The organism is Bifidobacterium thermophilum, assembly GCF_002846655.1.
GTDB classification, from domain to species: Bacteria; Actinomycetota; Actinomycetes; order Actinomycetales; family Bifidobacteriaceae; genus Bifidobacterium; species Bifidobacterium thermophilum.
Genome location: NZ_PCGX01000010.1, coordinates 155,011 through 174,871, shown reverse-complemented (window position 1 = coordinate 174,871; position 19,861 = coordinate 155,011). Strand labels below are relative to the sequence as shown.

Here is a 19,861-nt window from a genome sequence, read left to right as displayed (position 1 = left end):
CGTCCAGTATGGCTTCACTGCCTGAGGGGCGTTCCGACGCGCAATCCGGCTCCGGTGAAGACAGACGGCATACGCCGCAAGCCAGGCGGCACCGCTGGGTGACCAATGAGCCTGAAATCCCGTTCCGGTGCCGCGTACTGTACGAGGACGAGCGGATCATCGTCATCGACAAGCCGCATTTCGTGCCGACCACGCCGCGCGGCATGTGGTATCGACAGTCCGCGCTCATCAGACTGCGCGAGCACTACGGAGAACCGCAGATCACGCCGGCGCACCGGCTGGACCGGCTGACCGCCGGCATCGTGGTCTTCGTGCGTGACCCGGCCTGTCGTGGCGCCTACCAGATGTTGTTCCAGAACCATGAGGTGCGCAAGACCTACGAATGCCTGGCCCCGGCGGCACCGGTCACACGCCCGCATACCGGCACGCTCACACGCCTCAACGCCCCGGCGGTGTTCCCGCTCCTGCGCTGCTCGCATATCGTCAAGGACCGCGGCCGTCTGCAAGCCTACGAGGTACCGGGGGAGCCGAACGCGCGGACGATCATAGACCTGCCTGACGCATGCGGCATGACCGACGACACTCCAGACGCCACGGCGCTGCCCGCCGGCACCCGCCGGTACGTTTTACACCCCGTGACCGGCAAAACCCACCAGCTGCGGGTCCACATGAGCTCGATTGGCCTGCCGATCATGGGCGACCCGTTCTACCCGACGCTCAAACCTTGTGGGCCGGATGATTTCAGTACGCCCTTGCAGCTGGTCGCGCGCCGGCTCGAGTTCACAGATCCGGTCAGCGGGCGGGACATGGTATTCGTCTCGTCGGCGCCGTTGCGGTGGCGATGAATACGGCCGAATGGTCTTGGAATGTTGTAACAATCACACCGGCGGATGGTGCACGGCCGCGAATCGGCTAATCGCAACTGAAGCAGTTAAGTTCAATCACCGCAAGAAAGGCTGGTTTTTCAGGCGCTTGACCGCCTCTGCATAGGTGAGACGCAGTGGGTATCCGACGTACGGGTATCGCCTATACTTGGCACCGTATCAACAGCTATCAAGGGGCGAACAATGAACCGGAACCTGACTGTCTCCATGCAGGATGTCGCAAGGGAAGCCGGCGTTTCGCCCCAAACGGTCTCCCGCGTCACCAACGGGAGCAAAGGTGTGCGTGACGAAACCCGAGTGCGCGTCGAGGAAGCGATGGACAAGCTCGGGTATCGTCCCAACTATGCCGCACGTGCGCTCAAATACGGCCGGTTCAACGATATCGGCGTCGTGGTGTTCAGCCTGTATGATTACGGCGATTCCCGCATTCTTGACGGCATCGTCGCGGCTGCGGTGGATGAGGGGTACGCGGTCACCGTACGCACGATGGGCGTCGGCAAGGAACGTTCGCTGCAGGCTGCGGTCGAGCGCATGGCGCAACTGCCGGTTGACGGCATCATCGTCGTGCTGCAGCAGGATGTCCCTGATTTTGATACCTTCGTTCCGCCGAAAGAGATGCCGGTCGTGCTCGTGTGCGAGGGGGCATCTACGAACTGCCCCACGGTGGACGCCGACCAGTATGGGTGCTCCACGAGCATTGTCGATTATCTGTTGGAACAAGGGCACAGCACCGTGCATCATATCGCTGGGCCGATGCAGTCGCGTGCGGCGCGCAGCAGACTGCAAGGGTGGAGCGACCAACTTGACCGCCATGGCATCGCCGCACCGCAAGCCCTGATTGGCGACTGGGGGGCGGACAGCGGGTATCGTGCCGGATTCGAGCTCGCCCACGACCCCGAATGCACAGCCGTGTATGCGGCAAACGACCAGATGGCGTATGGCGCGATCCTTGGTTTGAAGGATGGCGGCCGTCGCGTGCCCGAGGATGTCAGCATCGTCGGTGTGGATGATTCGCTCAGGGGCATTGTGCCCAAACTCGATCTGACGACCATGCGCATGCGCTTCGACACCATCGGGCATGAGGCGTTCACCATGATCCGCAAGCAGTGCGAAGGCGAGGACGTGCCAGTGAACGTGAAAACCGTGATTCCCGGCGAGCTGATTGAACGCGGGTCGGTGGCCCGGTACCCGCGTTGAGCCTCGCCGGTGAGCCCGACATGCGACGACTGTGGTGACATCCCGGCGAACGATGCGGCGGGGCGCATGCAGAAAACACGCGTGCGGCGAGGTATGAAGCGCCGTCAAGGAAAAACACGGCAGTCAATGGTATGGTAAACACCAGTAACCGAACGCATACAGTTGGAGCGCCATGACAGCACGCAGAACACATCGCTGGCCAAGACCGCTGGACAATGCCGCCCGGCGTATCTGGTACGGCGGAGACTACAATCCCGAACAATGGCCGGAATCCGTCTGGGATGAAGATATCGAGCTCATGAACCAGGCCGGGGTCAATATCGTGTCCCTTGGTATTTTCGCATGGAGTGCGATAGAACCCGAGGAAGGCGTCTACGATTTCGGGTGGCTCGACCGGATCATCGACAAGCTGTACCATGCCGGCATCGCCGTCGACCTTGCATCCGCGACCGCCAGCCCGCCGCTGTGGCTGACGCAGAAGCATCCGGAAGTCTTGTGGAAGGACGAGCGCGGCGACGCCTGCTGGCCCGGAGCGCGACAGCATTGGCGTCCCACCAGCCCGATTTTCCGCGAGTACGCCTTGCGGCTGTGCCGTGCCATGGCACAGCATTACCGGGACAACCCGGCCGTCGTGGCCTGGCATGTGAGCAACGAGTACGGCTGCCACAATCGGTTTGACTATTCCGATGACGCCATGCGCGCCTTCCAGCGCTGGTGCAAGGAACGCTACGGGGACATCGAGGCGGTCAACGACGCATGGGGCACCTACTTCTGGTCCCAGCGCATGACCGATTTCTCCCAGATCATCCCGCCGCGGTACATCGGGGAAGGCAATTTCATGAACCCGGGCAAACTGCTTGATTTCAAGCGGTTCTGCTCCGACGCGCTCAAGGATTTCTTCAAGGCGGAGCGTGACGCGCTCGCCGAAATTACCCCGAATATCCCCTTGACCACAAACTTCATGGTCAGTGCGCCCGGCAACGCCCTCGATTATGACGATTGGGGCCATGAAGTCGATTTCGTGTCCAACGACCACTATTTCACCGCCGGAAGCCGGCATCTTGACGAGCTGGCCTACTCGTCCTCGCTGGTTGACGGCATCAGCCGCAAACAGCCGTGGTTCCTCATGGAACATTCCACCAGCGCCGTCAACTGGCGTGGCATCAATTACCGCAAGGAACCCGGGCAGTTGGAACGTGACGCGATGGCGCATCTGGCCATGGGCGCGGACGCGATCTGCTTCTTCCAGTGGCGTCAATCCCAAGCGGGAGCTGAGAAATTCCACAGCGGCATGGTGCCTCACGCGGGACGGAACAGCCAGGTCTACCGTGACGTCTGCGCGCTCGGCAATGACCTGGACACGCTCTCGCAGGCGGGATTGCCCGGCACCACACTGAGCCAGGCACGGATTGCCGTCGTCTACGATTACGCGAGCGAATGGGCCACCGAGCATACGGCGACACCCACCCAGCAGGTGCGGCATTGGACGGAACCGCTCGACTGGTTCACCGCGCTGGCCGATCGCGGGCTGACCGCCGATGTGGTGCCGCTGGCGGGCGATTGGGATCGCTACGAGATGGTCGTTCTGCCGAGCGTGTACCTGCTGGGCGAAAACGATGCTCGGCGCGTGCGTGATTATGTCGCGGCAGGCGGCAAGCTGTTCGCCACCTACTACACTGGTATCAGCGACGAACGCGACCACGTGTGGCTCGGCGGCTATCCGGGGGCCATCCGCGATGTTGTCGGCGTGCGTTCCGAGGAATTCGCCCCGATGGGTGATGGCGACGGCGTGCTTGATCACCTCGACCTGAGCAACGGCACCGTGGCACACGACATCGCGGACGTCATCACCTCGACCGCGGATTCCGCACGTATACTTGCCACCTACCAAGCCGATTCGTGGACCGGTATGAACGGCGTCCCCGCCATCACGGTCAACACATATGGCGAGGGGCGTGCCGCCTACGTCGGTTGCCGATTGGGCGCTGACGGGCTTGTCGCAAGCCTGCCGGCCATGTTCGAGGCCATGGACGTGAGCGTACCGGCATGGCAAGGTTCCGGCGACATTCTGCGCGTGGTGCGTGAGGGGCGCGGCGACGGCGAACATGAGGCGCCGCGGTTCACGTTCCAGTTCAACCGTACGCACCATCCGGTCGCAGCGGATATCGAAGGGCGTACCATCGTCGCATCTCTCGCCGAAGACCATGGCGACGGAACGGCGACCATCGCCCCGAACGGCGTCATCGTCAGCATGGGTTGACGGCGGATGCCAGCGAACACATACGGAAATCAAGGAGCAGCATGACACGACCATCCCGCGGACGGCACCTCATCGCGAAGGCGTTGTCCGCCGTCATGTCCGTATGCATGCTGCTCACGGTCGCCGCATGCGCGGTACAGGACACGCGCACCGTCATCACCGTATGGTCATGGGAGCCGAGCATGGGCAAGCTCGCCCAGTCCTTCGAGGCCGCGAACCCTGACGTCCATGTCATCGTGAAGAACACGAGCGGCTACGAGAACCTCAATACGGCGATCCAGGACGGGTATGGGCTGCCGGATGTCGCGCAGATTGAATATTTTGCGCTGCCACAGTATGCGGTCAGTGGCCAATTGCGTGATTTGACCGACCGCGCGCAAGGCTACGCGAACTTCTACACGACCGGCACATGGTCCTCGGTGCAGCTTGGCCGCCGTATCTATGGCCTGCCCATGGATTCGGGCCCGATGGCGTTCTTCTACAACGATAGCGTGTTCAGGCAGGCCGGGGTTGACCCGACAACCATCCACACGTGGAAGGATTATTACCGGGCGGCCAAGAAACTCAAGAAAATCGGGGTGTATATCGCCGCGGACGCCGGGGATGCAAGCTTCTTCAACGCGATGATCTGGCTCGCCGGCGGCAGACCGTACCGGACCTCCTCAGACGGCAAAACCGTCACGGTGAACCTCAAAGGTGACACGGGCACGAAAACCTTCCTCGAATACTGGCAGAAAATGATGGATGAAGGGCTGATCAACACCCGGCTGACCACATGGTCCACAGGGTGGAAGAACGCACTGGGCAACGGAACCGTCGCCTCGGTACTGTCGGGTGCGTGGATGCCCTCCATGCTGTTGTCCGATGTGCCCGGAGCTGCAGGACAATGGCGGGTCGGCACTATCCCGACCGTTCACGGTAGCACAGCCAACGCTGAAATCGGCGGGTCCGCGTTGACGATGCTCAACACGACGCGCAAACCCGAAGCCGCATACCGCTTCATCGAATATGTGTGCCATGATGCCGAAGGTATTGCCACGCGCGTTGACGGAGGGGCTTTCCCCGCAGATACTTCCACATTGGAATCCAAGACTTTCCTTGAAAAGACGACCATCCGCGACTCGCGCGGCATCCAGATCCCGTATTTCGGCGGCCAACAGTTCAATAAGGTGCTCGCGCAGGCGGCGGAGAACGTGTCCTCCGGATACCAGTATCTGCCGTTCGAAGTGTATGCGCGCAGCGATTTCCGCGCGACCATGGGCAAGGCCTACAAGTGGGAGTCCGCCAACCAGCGGCGGATCGTTGCCAAAAAGCGTTTCGAGGCGGGCATGACCGACGACGACGGCAATCCCGTGACTGTGCCGGACGATCCGGGGCCGAAGGTTTCGCTCGCAGGAGCGCTCGCCAGTTGGCAGAACGACATTCAGGAGTACGGGGTCAATCAGGGCTTCACCATCCAGTGATGCAGGGGATGTAGAAACCTGTATTCGCTGCGGCACGTCGGTTGCGCAGCCTATACTGGCGGCAGCGCTGACGGCGACCGCCGCAGCGACAGTACAGACCGCCGCAACAGCGCGGCGTTTGGGAGGTCGTATGGCTTCAACCCATATCATGCTCGGTGTCACCGGCAGCATCGCGGCGTTCAAAGCATGCCAACTGGTCAGTGATTGGGGCAAACGCGGGTATGAGACGCGGGTCGCCATGACCGCGGCCGCGCAACGGTTCGTCACCCCGCTTTCGTTCGCGTCCCTCGCTCACACGCCGGTACGCACGGCAATGTTCCCCGATACCGCGGATTCCCAGGATGCATTGGATGCGCAGCGGCTTGGCATCAGCCATATCGATGACGCGAAATGGGCGGACGTGCTGGTGATTGCGCCCGCGACCGCCGATATCATCGCCAGAATCGCACACGGCATCGCCGACGATTATCTCACTTCGATGGTGTTGGCATATGAGGGTCCCAAAATCCTGTGCCCGGCGATGAACACGCGCATGTACAACAATCCCGTCACCCAGCGCAATATCGCCGCATGCCGCGAATTCGGGTGGACGATCGTCGAACCGGCAACCGGGCGGCTCGCCTGCCAGGACACCGGCAAAGGCAAGCTTGCCGATTTGGAGGACATCGAGGATGCCGTTGAACAGGCCGCCGAGAGTGCGGCCGCCAGCAGATGCGGCACGAAGACGGAGACCGACCAGCCTGCGAACGACGAATTGACCGGATTACACGTGCTGGTCACTGCCGGCCCCACCCAGGAGCCGCTCGACCCGGTACGGTACCTGACCAACCATTCGACTGGGAAAATGGGGTATGCACTCGCCCAGGAGGCGCAGGCCATGGGAGCTGAGGTCACGCTCGTATCCGGGCCGGTTGCGCTTGACGAGCCGGACGGCGTGCACACTGTCCATGTACAGACCGCGCAGGAGATGTTTGACGCGGTACATGGCCACTTCGCGCAGGCGGATATCGCAATCATGGCCGCCGCGGTCGGCGATTTCCGCCCGGAGCATCGCAGCGAGCAGAAAATCAAGAAAGCCGGGGGAGTTATGCCGCCGATCACGCTGGTACAGAACCCGGACATCCTCGCTTGGGCGGGCGAGCACAAACGCCCGGACGGCTCGCAGCTCGTCTGCGGGTTCGCGATGGAGACGCAGGACCTGCTCGCAAACGCGCAATCCAAGCTGGAACGCAAGCATTGCGACATGCTCGTCGCCAACGACCTCAACGAACCGGGGGCCGGTTTCGCGCACGATACGAACCGGGTGGTGATCCTCACACCGGATACTGACAAGAATGCCACCGCGGGCGAGGACGGGTCGACAATCCACGCAGAACCGCAGCCACTGATGGATAAGCGCGACCTTGCGGCTGTCATTCTTGGCAGGCTTGCCCGGATGCGGCAGGAACGTCTGGCGGATTAGAGCGAATCGGCACCCGGAGGTTTGTAAAGAATCCGGATCATGAGGGCAATTACGAAAACGCGGATGAAAGGACGCCCATGCTGCTGGCAGTAGACATCGGCAATACGAATATCGTGCTCGGCTTCCTCGATGGGGACCACAAGGAGCAGATGAGGGGCACCTACCGGATCACCACGAAAGCCAACCACACGTCGGACGAATACGGGCTCATGATCACCGAATTCCTCGCGATGAGTGGGTATAGCCCGAGCGATGTGCAGGACGTGATTATCGTGTCTGTCGTGCCGAAAGTCATGCATTCCTTCCGTGCGAGCATCGTGAAATTCCTCGGCATCGACCCGATGATTGTCGGTCCGGGTATCAAAACGGGCATCAACGTGGTCATGGACAATCCCAAAACCATGGGCGCCGATTGCCTCGCCGACTGCGTGGGCGCGTATTTCACCTACGGCGGGCCGGCGCTTGTCGCGGATTTCGGGACGGCCACGACCTTCAACTACGTGGATAGTAAGGGCAGCGTCCGCAGCGGGCTGATCACCACCGGCATCCGCACCGCGGCGACGGCCCTGTGGAACGAAACCGCCCAGTTGCCGGAAGTTGAGATTACACGGCCCAAGTCGATTCTCGCGAAGAACACGAAGGACGCGATGCAGGCGGGGCTCTACTACAACTTCCTCGGTGGCATCGAACGCACCATCCGACAGTTCCAGCAGGAGATCGACGGGGAATTCCGCGTCATCGCCACCGGCGGGCTTGGACGCATGTTCAAGGACGATACCGACCTGATCGACGTATATGACCCCGATTTGATTTTCAAAGGATTGGCATCGATTTACGCGCGCAACACCCGCTGAATTCGCCGGTTTGGCTTTGATGCGCACACGGGCAGAGGGCCGGAGCGCAATCGGGGCCGGACGGGCGGCACCAGACAATCCGCCTGCACGCGTATCATGATGTGAGGTGGTCGACCCGCATGGGCGGCCAACCGACTCAACATAAGCAGGCTCAACGGCCGAACAGAGGAGCAACCATGGCCAAGTCCAATGGTGCGTACGGTACATCCGACGCAACCGAACCAGACACCACAACCCAGCCGCCGCATGCGACGGAAGACACCCGCGCCAATACTGGCGCGAACGCTGATACCAACGCGAGCACCGACGCCAGTCTGAATGCGCACGCGAAGCAACGCAAGAAGAGGCATGACGGGCATCGCCCAATCATCTGGGTGGTTGCCGCCTTGGTGATTGTCGCGCTCGTCGCATGCATCGCCGTCGTGAACTCACACTCGCGCAAGACGGCCACCCCAACCCAATCAGACAGCATCGCCATCGGCATCAAACTCGCGCCCGTGAGCCTCGACATCCGCAACCAGTCCGGTTCCGCGCTCGAACAGCTGCTCATCGGCAACGTGTACGAGGCGCTCGTCTCACGCAACTCCAACAACGAGGTCGAACCCGGTCTCGCGAAAAGCTGGACCATCAGCAACGACGGGCTGACCTACACCTTCAAGCTCAACGAGCATATGAACTTCTCCAACGGCGACACGCTTGACGCCACCGATGTCGCATGGTCCATCAACCAGCTCAAATCCAAGCACTACTACAACAGCGACCAGGTCGAGAACCTCAAGCAAGCCAACGCCCCGGACGCGACCACCGTGAAACTCACGCTAAGCCAACCCGATGCGAATATGCTGTGGTACCTTTCCGGCCGGCCCGGCTTGGTCTTCGACAAGGACGCGCACTACGACGCGAAAACCACGGCGGTCGGTTCCGGGCCGTATCTGGTTAAGTCTTTCGATTCCAGCAGCAAGCTCGTTCTGCAGGCGAACCCGAAATATTGGGGCAGCGCGCACAAGGCCCGCACGAACACAGTCACCGTGCGCTTCCTGCCGGACGACAACGCGGCGCTCAACGCGCTGACCAGCGGGGACGTGCAGGTGCTGTCCCCGGTCAACGCGAATATGACCGGCAAGCTCAAAAGCAGTGGGAAATACACCGTCAAGGCGAACGACGGCAGCGACAAATTCGTGCTCGCGTTCAACTGCACGGGTGCGAAAACCTCCGACAAACGCATACGGCAGGCAATCCGCTATGCGATTAACCACAAGGAGATCATCGCCTCGCGCGGGGGAGTGGATGCGGCGCTCGGTGGGCCAATCCCGTCCGTTGACCCCGGCTACGAGGACTTGACCGGCCTGTATCCGTACGATCCCGCCAAAGCCAAGAGCCTCATGCAACAGGCGGGGTATTCCACCAGTCACCCGCTCAAGCTGACGCTCACCTACGCGACAAGTATCTACGGTTCCGAGCTTGGTGAGCAGCTGCGCAGCCAATTGAGCCGCATCGGCATCGATTTGAGCATCAACAGCGTGGAATTCTCCACATGGCTTCAGGACGTGCACACCAACGGCGATTACGACCTCTCGCTCGTCGACCATGCGGAAAGCCACGACTTCTACAAGTGGACGCAGCCCGACTACTACTACCATTACGACAATCCGCAGGTGCAGGCGCTGTACGCCAAGGCGCTCGCTGCAACGGACGACGAGGACAGCGCAAGCTATCTCAAGCAGGCGGCGAGGATTGTCAGCGAGGATGCACCCGCCGACTGGCTGTTCGACTACCGGGTGAGCGTCGCACAGGCCAAAGGGGTCACTGGGTTCCCTTCCCGGCTGACCCAGAGTGTGCTGCCGTTGTGGAAGGTCACGTATACGCCGGCACAGGCGTAGAGCGTAGCGGCGCAACGGCTGCGATACGGTTTGGCAGCAGACTGCTGACTGGCGGCACGCGGCGATACGCGGCACGATATACGGCAAGACAACGCGGCAACATCTGGCAGGACGCGGTGATACGCGGCAAGAGTTATAGGCAAGGAGCATCAAGGCAATGAGATATCTGATTCGTCGGCTGGTGCTGTTCGTAGCCGCCCTGTTTGGCCTGTCGCTGCTGGTGTTTGTCACGTTGCGGATTCTGCCGGGTGACGTGGCGTCCGTCATGGCGGGCACGAACGCCACGCCTGCGCGCGTGGCTGCGTTGCGCTCGCAGATGGGGCTGGACCGTTCGTATCCGCAGCAATATGCGGATTGGTTGTCGGGTCTGATGCACGGGAATATGGGGGTGTCTGCAATCAGCGGACGCTCGGTCTCCTCACAGGTCGGGTCACATGCGGCCATCACCATGCCACTGATTGTATTGAGCCTGATCGTCGCCCTTGGCGTAGGCGTTCCACTTGGCTGCCAGGCGGTGCTTGCCGCGAATTCGCGGGTGCGTGGCGTGTTGCATATCCTCGCCATCGTCGGTGGTGCGGTGCCGGCGTTGTGGGGCGGGCTGCTGCTCATCATGCTGTTCGGCCGCGGGGTCGGACTTGTCGGCATCCTGCCGTCGCAGGGATTCCCCGATGCCGGCTGGCGCAACCCGGTAGCGGCTCTCGCATCGTTGATTCTGCCCGCCATTGCGACCGGATTGGTGGCGGGGGGCGCAATCATGCGTTATACCCGCGCCTGTCTGATCTCGATGGAGGACAGCGACGCCGTGGCGATGGCCATGGCGTGTGGGATGTCGCGTCGACAGGCGATGCTCGGCGTGGGATTGCGGTTGTCTGCCGCGCAGCTGGTGTCGGTGGCGGGGTTGACTTTCGCACAGATGGTCACCGGCGTCATGGTTGTTGAAAGTCTGTTCAATCTTCCCGGATTGGGCGCCATGCTGATCGGCGATGTCGGCAATCGTGATCTGGTCGCCGTGCAAAGCGAACTGTTCCTGCTCGCCGCATTCTTCCTGCTGCTCGGCGTGCTGGTCGATATGCTTCATCATGCGCTTGACCCGCGGTTGGGCGAGCAATCCGAGGAACGGGGGTGAGGGAAGATATGGCTTCATCGCGTAATCGTCGTGGGCGCTCGCAGGAAACCGGGCGTCCGACATCGTCGGGGCAATCCGAGGCAATCGTTCCCTCGGCTGATACAAGGCTTTCTGAGCTTTCGGGCGATGCAGGGCATCCGGGTGCAACCAGGCTTCCTGCCGATGTCGGGCATCCTGCCAATACCGCGGATTCGCGGCATGTCGGGCCTGTGAGACGCCCGTCCCGCGGCGGCTTCTACGGCAGATTGCCGTTGCATGTCAGACTCGGGATCATCCTGCGCGGCATGTGGGGCCGGCCGGGCGGGCGGTTTGCGCTGATTGTCATGGCGTTGTGGCTGGTCGTGTCCGCGGTGTCGCTTGTGTGGACGCCCTACCCGCTGCTGCATACCGATGGCGGCAATGCGTGGGCGTCGCCGTCCGCCGCCCATCCGCTCGGTACGGATGGCGTGGGCGCGGATGTGCTCAGCTGGCTGATGGCCGGCTCACGCACGGATTTGGCGGTTGCCGTGCTGACTGTACTGGTGTCCGCGGCGATTGGACTCGCGCTCACCGCCGCGATGGTATCGACCCGCCGGATGCTCGCCTCGGCAAGCGTAGTGGTCGTGGACGCGCTGATTGCGATTCCGACGGTGCTGCTCGCCCTGCTGTTTGCCGTTCCCTTCGGCACGTCAATTGCGGTGGTCGTCGCGGCGTGCGGTATCACGTACGGGCTGAATATGGCGCGAATACTAAGGCCGACGGCGGCTTTGGCAGCCCGGAGTGCATATGTGGAGGCGGCCAGAGCGAGCGGTGTCGGCCCGTGGCGTGTGTTCGTGCGGCATATCGTGCCCTCGACCTTCCCGGTGCTTGCCGTGCAGCTGTCGATGAGTGCGGGGACTTCGATTCTGGCCGAGGCGGGGTTGACCTATCTGGGTGTCGGTGTGCCGTCGGGCGTGCCGAGTTGGGGGCATTCGCTGACCACGTCGGTGCGGCTGATCAGCGTGTATCCGCTGACGGTGCTGTGGCCGGGCTTGGTAGTCACACTCGTGGTGACCGCGCTGTATCTGCTGGGTGATGCGATTCGCGATTGTGCGGACCCGTTGGCCAATCCTGAGCTGCGTCGGGTGGAGGTCGGACGTTCAGGGCCGGCAGATCGAGGCGAGGAGGCGGAATCGTGAACAATCTGGATGCGAGTGAGCCGAATATGGGCGGCATGACTGCGAATGCTGCCGGGGTCGATGGCACCGGTGCGGGCGGTGCTGCCGATGCGGGTCATGCCGGTGCAGACAATGCCGGTGTTGGTCATGCCGACGTGAGCCGTGCGACGAACGCCGCCGGTAGTGCGCGCCCCACAATCCTTGATGTCCGCGATCTGAATGTGACCATCGGCGGGCATGCTGTATTGAAGCGGGTGTCTCTGCATGTCGACGCTGGTGAACGCGTTGGGCTGATTGGGGCATCCGGGTCAGGTAAATCCATGCTGGTCAAAGCGGTGACCGGCTTGTTGCCTCGAAGCGCGCGCGTGGACGGCAGTTTGAACATTGGCGGCAAGCGGGTCGACACCATGGATGATGCGGAACTTGCCGATTTGCGCGGTCGATACGTTGGGCTTGTGTTCCAGAACCCCGGAGCGGCGCTCAATCCGGTGCTGACCGTTGAGCAACAGGTCTGTCTGCCGCTGCGCCTGCATTATGATTTGGACGCAGATGAGCGGCACGACCGAGCGATGACCATGCTGGAACGGGTCGGCCTGCCGCCAAGACTCGCGGGCGCCTACCCGCATGAGCTCTCCGGCGGCCAACAGCAGCGTGTCGGCATCGCCACGGCGTTGATTACCTCGCCGCGGCTGATTATCGCTGATGAGCCGACCACTGCGCTTGACGCGATTGTGCAGCGTTCCATCATCGATCTGCTCGTTTCGTTGGTCGAATCGGCCGGTGCATCGATGCTGTTCATCACCCATGATTTCGCGGTGCTTTCACGGGCGACTACGCGATGCGTCGTCATCGACGGCGGGCGTGTGGTCGAGACGGGTGGAACTGAAGATTTGCTGCGTAATCCTGGGGAACCGGCGACACGCGCGTTGGTGCGTGCCGCGAAGCTGCTGACACTGGGCACGGGTGTGGGTGCAGGTGTGGATATGGACGGCACTGCGCGTATGGGTGCGAATCGGGAGCGTCACCATGGGTGAGAAAAGCAGGAACACCGTATCGGCAGAAGTCATCGTTACCGACGGGCGCGATGTCGCGTCAGACAAGAAGGAACCGCTGCTGTCCGTGCGGGGGGTCGACAAGTCCTTCGGCTCCCGTTCTGGGCGGACCCAGGTGCTGTTCAACGTGGATATGGATGTCGCCGAAGGGGAGTGTCTGGCGGTGATCGGCGGGTCGGGGTCCGGAAAAACCACGCTGACCCGCATTGCATTCGGCTTGGAGCAGGCCGATTCGGGCACGGTTACGTATCGAGGCGTTGCCTTGAGCGGAGTGCGTTCGCTGGGCATGCTACGGCTGAGAAACGAATCGGGGCTGGTGTTCCAGAATCCGTTCACGTCACTCGACCCGCGCTGGACGGCCGGGGAATCGATTGCGGAAGGACTGATTGCAAGACAAGCCGGGCATAGAGCGGGCGACGCCGGGAGGCGAGCGGCATCGGACGATATCGCCGGTGCGGTCCGCCGGGCGTTGGGGATGGTCGGGCTTGATCCAGATGAGTTCATCGGACGGTATCCGGTCGATATGTCAGGCGGGCAGGCGCAGCGGGTCACCATCGCGCGGGCGATAGTCGCCGAACCGCGCATCGTGCTTGCTGACGAGCCGATGAGCGCGGTCGACGTCTCAGGGCGTGTTCAGATTCTGGACGCATTGGCGGAAATCCGGAGGAAACGGCCTCGGACTGCGATGGTCATCGTGTCCCACGACCTGGGAGTTGTGCAGCATATTGCCGACCGGATTGTCGTGCTGCATGACGGGCGAATCGAGGAGACCGCCGCCACCAGCGACCTGCTTACGCATCCGCGATCCGCCTATACCAAACAACTCATCGACGCCGCCGCATGGTGATCGGCGGATAGCCGCTATTTGACGACTGCGTTGAACTCGTCGCCGGTCGCGAACGAGGCGACCGATTGGAAGACCTGACGAGTCAAGTTGCGATACGCTTCCTCGTTGCGCCACGCGACATGCGGGGTCAGAATGATGCCCGGAATCCGGCGCAGCGGGTCGTCTTGGGGAAGCGGCTCATGCTCGAACACATCCAACGCGGCCTTCACATCCCCGCGGGCGAGACGCTTGGCAAGCGCACCCTGTTCGATGACCTCGGCGCGCGCGGTGTTGATGAACAGCGTCCCGGGCTTGATATGCTCCAGCGATTGCGCGGTGACGATGCCTTTGGTAGCGGCGAGCAGCGGCATGTGCAGGGAGATGATGTCGGAGCGCTGGAACATATCGCTCATATCGTCGACCGGTGTGACTCCGAGCCGCGCGACTGCGTCCTGATCAAGGTGTGAATTCCACACGAGTACGTTCATGCCGAACCCTTGGAGCATGCGGGCGAACACCTGGCCGATGCCGCCGAATCCCACCAATCCGACCGTCTTGCCATGCAAAGCGTAACCGTCGGCGCCTTCCCAGCTGCCGGCATGCACTTGGCGGTTGAGATCGCCGACGTGCCGGGCGAGTTCCATCAGCAGTGCGAACGCGTGCTCGGCGACCGCATGATCGCCGTAGCGCACGACGTTGCACACACGCACGCCGCGCTCTCGGGCAGCCTGCAGGTTGATGTAGCTCGCGACACCTGTGCCGCCGAATGCGAAGCAACGCACATGGACGCTTTCAGTCAGCCGGTTGAAGATCGAATCGGTGACATGGAATCCGATGACCATCACGGCGTCGGCGTCTTGGCAACGGCTGACGATGGTGTTTTCGTCGAGTGTGAAATCGCCGTACATGCGCAGACGGATCACGTCGTGCAACAGGCCGATGTTCTCCTTGAAATACGGAATCATGGAGGCAACGACCACCGGCATGACCGCGAGCGGCAGATCGGTGCGTTCGGGCTGTGTTTCGATGATTGGCTGGATGTCGGCTGCGGCTGATGTTGATGTTTCGCTCATGCTTCCACCTTAGACGCACGCGTGCCGGCAGTGTTGCGAGAGCATTTCGATGCGTTGGTTCTGGTTCTGGTGTTGGTGTTGGCGGTGTAGCGACATCCCTCGCCCCTTACCTGATTGTGAGTGGTCGCTCACAACCAATGAGTCGTTCATACGATAGTGTGCGGCGGCCGCCCCGCACTGTACTTGGTTGTGAGTGGCGACTCACAATCAAGTACGGCGATCGGTCGGAGCAGATACGTCTGGTGGGTAAATGCCACTTCGTTGTGAGTGATGACTCACAATCAATGAGTCGTTCGTGCGGCAATGTGTGTCGACTGCCCTACGCTGTTGTTGGTTGTGAGTGGCGACTCACAATCAACGTGAGGGTTGGCCATTGTGGATGCGACTGGTGAGCCGATGCCACTTCGTTGTGAGTGGTCGCTCACAGTAACGTGACAATCCCTCCGTTGCACCTATTGTCCGTGCGATATTACCTATTGGTTGTGAGTGGCGACTCACAATCAACGTGAGGGTTGGCCATTGCGGGGGCGACTGGTAAGTCAACGTCCGTTGGTTGTGAGTCGGTGCTCACAATCGGCAGACAACTCGTGTGGCGGCGTTCGGGGTTTCCGCCTTTCAACCACTGGTCGCGAGTGGCGACTCACAACCAACGCGCTGTTCGTGTGGAAGCATGTGTCGGTCGCTCTGCGCTCGAGCTAGTTGTGAGTGGTCGCTCACAATCAGCATGAGCGATTGTCCGTCGTGGGTGCGGTGGTGTGTGAAAGTTCTTTGGTTGTGAGTGGCGACTCACAATTGGAAGATGGGTCGGGGTATGCGTGGTCTGGATGGTCTGACCGAGTTGTTCGTTGTGAGTGGTCGCTCACAATCAGCATGAGGGTTGGCCATTTCAGGTGTGGCTGTTGGGTGGAAGCTCTTTGGTTGTGAGTGGCGACTCACAACCAAAGAGATGAGACAGAGGATGCGGGCTGATGATGCTGTCTATTATTGGTTGACTGTGCTTAACGCCTGTTGCCTATCGCCTAACGAATATCGCCTGATGGATGAGGAAATAGGCGCCGAATCTCGTTCGCAGCCATTCCAATGGAGACTGGCCGCGAACAGATCGCAGTAAGCGACTGCGGAGTGCTACCAGCTTGTCGGATTCCTATGGGCCGGTTCGCGCGCAAGTCGGAGTAACACCTGCGGCGGCAGACGCGATCAGCGCGTGAGCACTCCCTGCAGCCACGCGTATAGCGTCGGATTCGAGACATTCCAAGCTTCGAGTCGCCCGGTTGTCATCAGCCAAAGCGCTTGCAGCGCGAGCCCAAGCACGAGGAAGACCACAATCGTAACGGTCAGCCAGCGGCGTCCCCTTATTCGACTTGCCGCTTCCACTGGCATCAGCAAACACATGGTGCCAATGACCGCCAGCCATGCCATATCGCACATATATCGTGCGTTGACGCCGAACGGTCCGTCAATACACGCTATGACACCGACAAGCAGCAGACACGTGATGCCAATTGCGCATGACCTTGACATTCCTCGCGTCATTTCGTGCGACTTTTCCAGCGATACTGCCGACGACATCCCTGATTGTGTTCCAGACGGCACCCCCGTCGTCTCGACTTCTTCCGTCCGCTTGTGCAAGCCGCCCGTGTCGCTCGAGGCATGCGAGCCGCGTGAGAAGCACGAGACGATGAGCCAGATGACCGCTGGCAGCGCGAGCAGGCAGATCGGCGACAACGCAACGATACCTCCCACCGTCGGCTCCGCGATGACGTCTCTGTTATGAATCAGAAACGCCCAAGGATTCCCGGCACCCGTGGCGAAGACATCCGCGGTGAACGGGAACTCACGGGTGAATCTGATCGGGGCAAACAGCAGCAGAGCGGCACTGAACAGCCGGGCTTGCGGGCTGACGTGGCGTTGCGTCATATCGAAGCCGGTCAGATTATAGGCAGTACCGAAATCGAGCGGATTGCCAAATCGGGCGGCGTTGTACCGCATCATGACGCCACCGACTAGAAGGAACGGCACGATTGCCGCAAGACTGGCTTGAATCGCGTGTCGTGACCGAACGGCAAGCATTTCGCGCGACCTGATTTGCGGCCATAGCAAGATAAGACCGAAGACCGCTGTCAGAATAAATGTCGGTCTGCACATCATGGTGAGTGCGACGAGTAGCGATCCCGCAGCGACCATCCCGGTTCGGGGAACCGAGCCGATATCGTCAGCGGACCGTGCCCACAGCGCGATTCCCGCGGGTGCCAGAGCCAGCGAGGCGAGGATCGGAATCGAGTAGAACCACGGGACGAGGACGAGATAGGACAGTCCCGATGCCGCAATGATTGCGGTGCACGCCAGCACGACGAACCAGCGTGGCGTCCCCTTCCAGAACCGTTTCCACAGGGTCTGCACCAGGAAGATCAGTGATGCGCAAGCGGCGATTGCCAGGATTGCGCACGCGGCGGCGGTCGACAGATCCATTCCGGTCAGTGCTTTGTATGGGGCGAACAGCACGATTGCTGGGAGTGGTCCGAAATAGCAGTAATAGCGGCCGTGATAGAACGCCCAATCCCATAGCGATGGGTCGCCGCTCGCCGTGCCCTCCGCACCTCTGGCCTGCGCGTCGTACGGATTGTCCATGGCCGCGAGCCAGTCGGGCACATGGACATCAAGCCATGTTCTGCCGTGGAGGAACGCGTCAGCGAGCCGCTGATACTGCGCCCGATCCACGAGGAAGGTTCCGTCGGCGTAATGCAACTGGTATGTGGCGTCAACAGGGTGGGTCGATATGGTGAGCAGCACGATGATGACCGAGGCGAGGGCCCACACAATCGCGAATGGCAGCCAATCCGGGCGAAGAATGCGGAGAATGCGGTGCCGGGTGTGCGACCTGGCGCGCTTGATGGTTGTTGTTGCGGCGGTGTCGCTTGCGAACGTCGGGGCGCCCGTGCGATCGGTGGCGGTGCTGTGCATGACTCCACTGTATCTCAGGGACACGCGGGGTTGACGAAAGTCGCGGCGGTAAAGCGGTTGCCGAAGCGGGTCGGGGCCCACGCCGGCCGAGGGTGGATGAACCTCGAGACAAGGCAAAAGCGTCTCGTTGCAAGTTCCGGGCAATCGAAAAGCCGTCTCACGATATGAGATGCTGTGATACGCCGTTGTCAGGGGGCGTGCTACGGTAAGAGCCATGACGTATTTCTCATGTTGTTGTTGTCGCTAACCGACGCCCCTTGGCGAACGGTTGACAACGCACAACTTGAGATAGGATTCCGGCAGACCACATGGAAGGGCATGCGGATCTGCACACGATTACAGCAAGATGAATAACCATCATGAACATCGTCTACGCTGGATTGTGACGCAATCACGATGAACCGGCGATTTGCCGGGCAGTTACCCGAATCGATGTGGTCGGAACAACCGATATCACGTCTTGCCGGAATCGTTTCTTGTGCACTCAACCGATGGCCAGGCACCACACCGCCGACCCATCCATCGGTCAGCCCATCACAAAGCAAGACACAAAGCACAAGCACAGAAACGAGACATCATGACCATCCACGATTCACTCACCGACCTCATCGGCAACACCCCTCTTGTCCGTCTGCACCACGTCACCGATGGCGTGAAAGCGGACATCGTCGTCAAAGTCGAGTATTTCAACCCGGGCGGCTCATCCAAGGACCGCATTGCCGAGCGCATCATCACCGCTGCGGAGGAATCCGGTCAACTCAAGCCGGGTGGTGTAATCGTGGAACCGACCAGCGGCAACACGGGTGTCGGCCTCGCCTTGGTCGCCCAGCAGCGCGGCTATCGCACGATTTTCGTCGTGCCGGACAAGGTGTCCGAGTCCAAGCGCGCAGTGTTGCGGGCGTATGGCGCCGAAGTCGTTGTCACCCCCACCAACGTCGAGCCGGACGACCCGCGTTCTTACTACAACGTGTCCGACCGACTCGCCGCCACCATCCCCGGCGCGTTCAAGCCGAATCAGTACAGCAACCCGAATGGCCCGCGCAGTCACTATGAGACCACCGGCCCGGAAATCTGGGAAGCGACTGACCACAAGGTCACGCATTTTGTCGCCGGCATCGGCACGGGAGGTACGATTTCCGGCACCGGCCGCTACCTCAAGGAAGTCTCCAACGGGGCCGTCAAGGTCATTGGTGCCGATCCGGAAGGCTCCATCTACTCCAACCCGAATGACGTCCACCAGTACAATATCGAGGGTGTTGGCGAGGACTTCTACCCCGAGGCCTTCGATCGCAACATCACCGACGACATCAAGCAGGTCACCGACGCCGAGGCCTTCGAGATGACCCGTCGCCTCGCCAAGGAGGAAGGCCTGCTGGTCGGCGGTTCCTCCGGCATGGCGGTCGCCGGAGCACTCAAATACGCGCGTGAGAACAATCTGGACGAACATCAGCTGGTCGTCGTGCTGCTGCCGGATTCCGGACGCAGCTATTTGGAGAAGATTTTCAACGACGACTGGATGCGAGCCAACGGCTACGGCGACGTTGTCGACCGTACCAGCAGCCCGTCCATCGCCGAGCAATACCTGTGATTCCGCTCGCGTGATTCCGCACGATTGATTCAGCCTGATTTCGCCCGCACATCAGCGGTCCGACAATCAACCCTACATCCGATACCAACCCGTCATCAC

Annotated in this window: 14 protein-coding genes; 12 read left to right on the top strand and 2 right to left on the bottom strand. The window is 61.2% G+C overall.

Features of this window, described 5'->3' with window-relative positions:
- The first annotated feature begins 98 nt into the window (after window positions 1–98).
- The 11 genes from CQR48_RS06215 to CQR48_RS06165 all read left to right on the top strand — a co-directional run bounded on the left by CQR48_RS06215 (window position 99) and on the right by CQR48_RS06165 (window position 14,161).
- Window positions 99–845 (top strand): pseudouridine synthase, encoded by a 747-nt coding sequence (locus CQR48_RS06215; RefSeq protein WP_180335138.1) that lies wholly within the window; start codon window positions 99–101, stop codon window positions 843–845.
- Between the two features lie 222 nt (window positions 846–1,067).
- A complete protein-coding gene (locus CQR48_RS06210; RefSeq protein ID WP_101452368.1) occupies window positions 1,068–2,081 on the top strand; it encodes a LacI family DNA-binding transcriptional regulator in 1,014 nt (337 codons plus the stop codon).
- Between the two features lie 172 nt (window positions 2,082–2,253).
- Window positions 2,254–4,341, top strand: coding sequence for a beta-galactosidase (locus CQR48_RS06205; RefSeq protein ID WP_101452367.1), 2,088 nt, complete (start codon window positions 2,254–2,256; stop codon window positions 4,339–4,341).
- Window positions 4,342–4,382: 41 nt separating this feature from the next.
- A complete protein-coding gene (locus CQR48_RS06200; protein ID WP_101452366.1) occupies window positions 4,383–5,804 on the top strand; it encodes an extracellular solute-binding protein in 1,422 nt (473 codons plus the stop codon).
- A gap of 130 nt (window positions 5,805–5,934) precedes the next feature.
- Window positions 5,935–7,266: a bifunctional phosphopantothenoylcysteine decarboxylase/phosphopantothenate--cysteine ligase CoaBC gene (gene coaBC / locus CQR48_RS06195; protein WP_101452365.1), complete on the top strand. Its 1,332-nt coding sequence runs from the start codon at window positions 5,935–5,937 to the stop codon at window positions 7,264–7,266.
- A 77-nt stretch (window positions 7,267–7,343) separates the two neighbouring features.
- Entirely contained in the window at window positions 7,344–8,120 is a 777-nt protein-coding gene (locus CQR48_RS06190) for a type III pantothenate kinase (protein WP_101452364.1), read from the top strand.
- A 176-nt stretch (window positions 8,121–8,296) separates the two neighbouring features.
- Entirely contained in the window at window positions 8,297–10,000 is a 1,704-nt protein-coding gene (locus CQR48_RS06185; protein WP_101452363.1) for an ABC transporter substrate-binding protein, read from the top strand.
- Between the two features lie 157 nt (window positions 10,001–10,157).
- The gene (locus CQR48_RS06180) at window positions 10,158–11,126 is read left to right on the top strand and encodes an ABC transporter permease (RefSeq protein ID WP_101452362.1); all 969 of its coding nucleotides are present in this window, start codon (window positions 10,158–10,160) and stop codon (window positions 11,124–11,126) included.
- Window positions 11,127–11,410: 284 nt separating this feature from the next.
- Window positions 11,411–12,283 (top strand): ABC transporter permease, encoded by an 873-nt coding sequence (locus tag CQR48_RS06175; protein WP_180335136.1) that lies wholly within the window; start codon window positions 11,411–11,413, stop codon window positions 12,281–12,283.
- Entirely contained in the window at window positions 12,280–13,296 is a 1,017-nt protein-coding gene (locus CQR48_RS06170; RefSeq protein ID WP_101452360.1) for an ABC transporter ATP-binding protein, read from the top strand. The genes CQR48_RS06175 and CQR48_RS06170 overlap by 4 nt, the downstream gene beginning before the upstream one ends.
- A complete protein-coding gene (locus CQR48_RS06165; RefSeq protein ID WP_101452359.1) occupies window positions 13,289–14,161 on the top strand; it encodes an ABC transporter ATP-binding protein in 873 nt (290 codons plus the stop codon). Before CQR48_RS06170 ends, CQR48_RS06165 begins: the two co-directional genes overlap by 8 nt.
- 14 nt (window positions 14,162–14,175) lie before the next feature.
- Here CQR48_RS06165 and CQR48_RS06160 read toward each other — a convergent pair whose 3' ends face one another.
- On the bottom strand, window positions 14,176–15,213 hold the full coding sequence (locus CQR48_RS06160; protein WP_101452358.1) for a D-2-hydroxyacid dehydrogenase family protein: 1,038 nt from the start codon (window positions 15,211–15,213) through the stop codon (window positions 14,176–14,178).
- Window positions 15,214–16,410: 1,197 nt separating this feature from the next.
- Window positions 16,411–18,174, bottom strand: coding sequence for a hypothetical protein (locus CQR48_RS06155; RefSeq protein ID WP_101452357.1), 1,764 nt, complete (start codon window positions 18,172–18,174; stop codon window positions 16,411–16,413).
- A 577-nt stretch (window positions 18,175–18,751) separates the two neighbouring features.
- Here CQR48_RS06155 and CQR48_RS06150 point away from each other — a divergent pair.
- On the top strand, window positions 18,752–19,762 hold the full coding sequence (locus tag CQR48_RS06150; RefSeq protein ID WP_101452356.1) for a cystathionine beta-synthase: 1,011 nt from the start codon (window positions 18,752–18,754) through the stop codon (window positions 19,760–19,762).
- Window positions 19,763–19,861 lie beyond the last annotated feature (99 nt).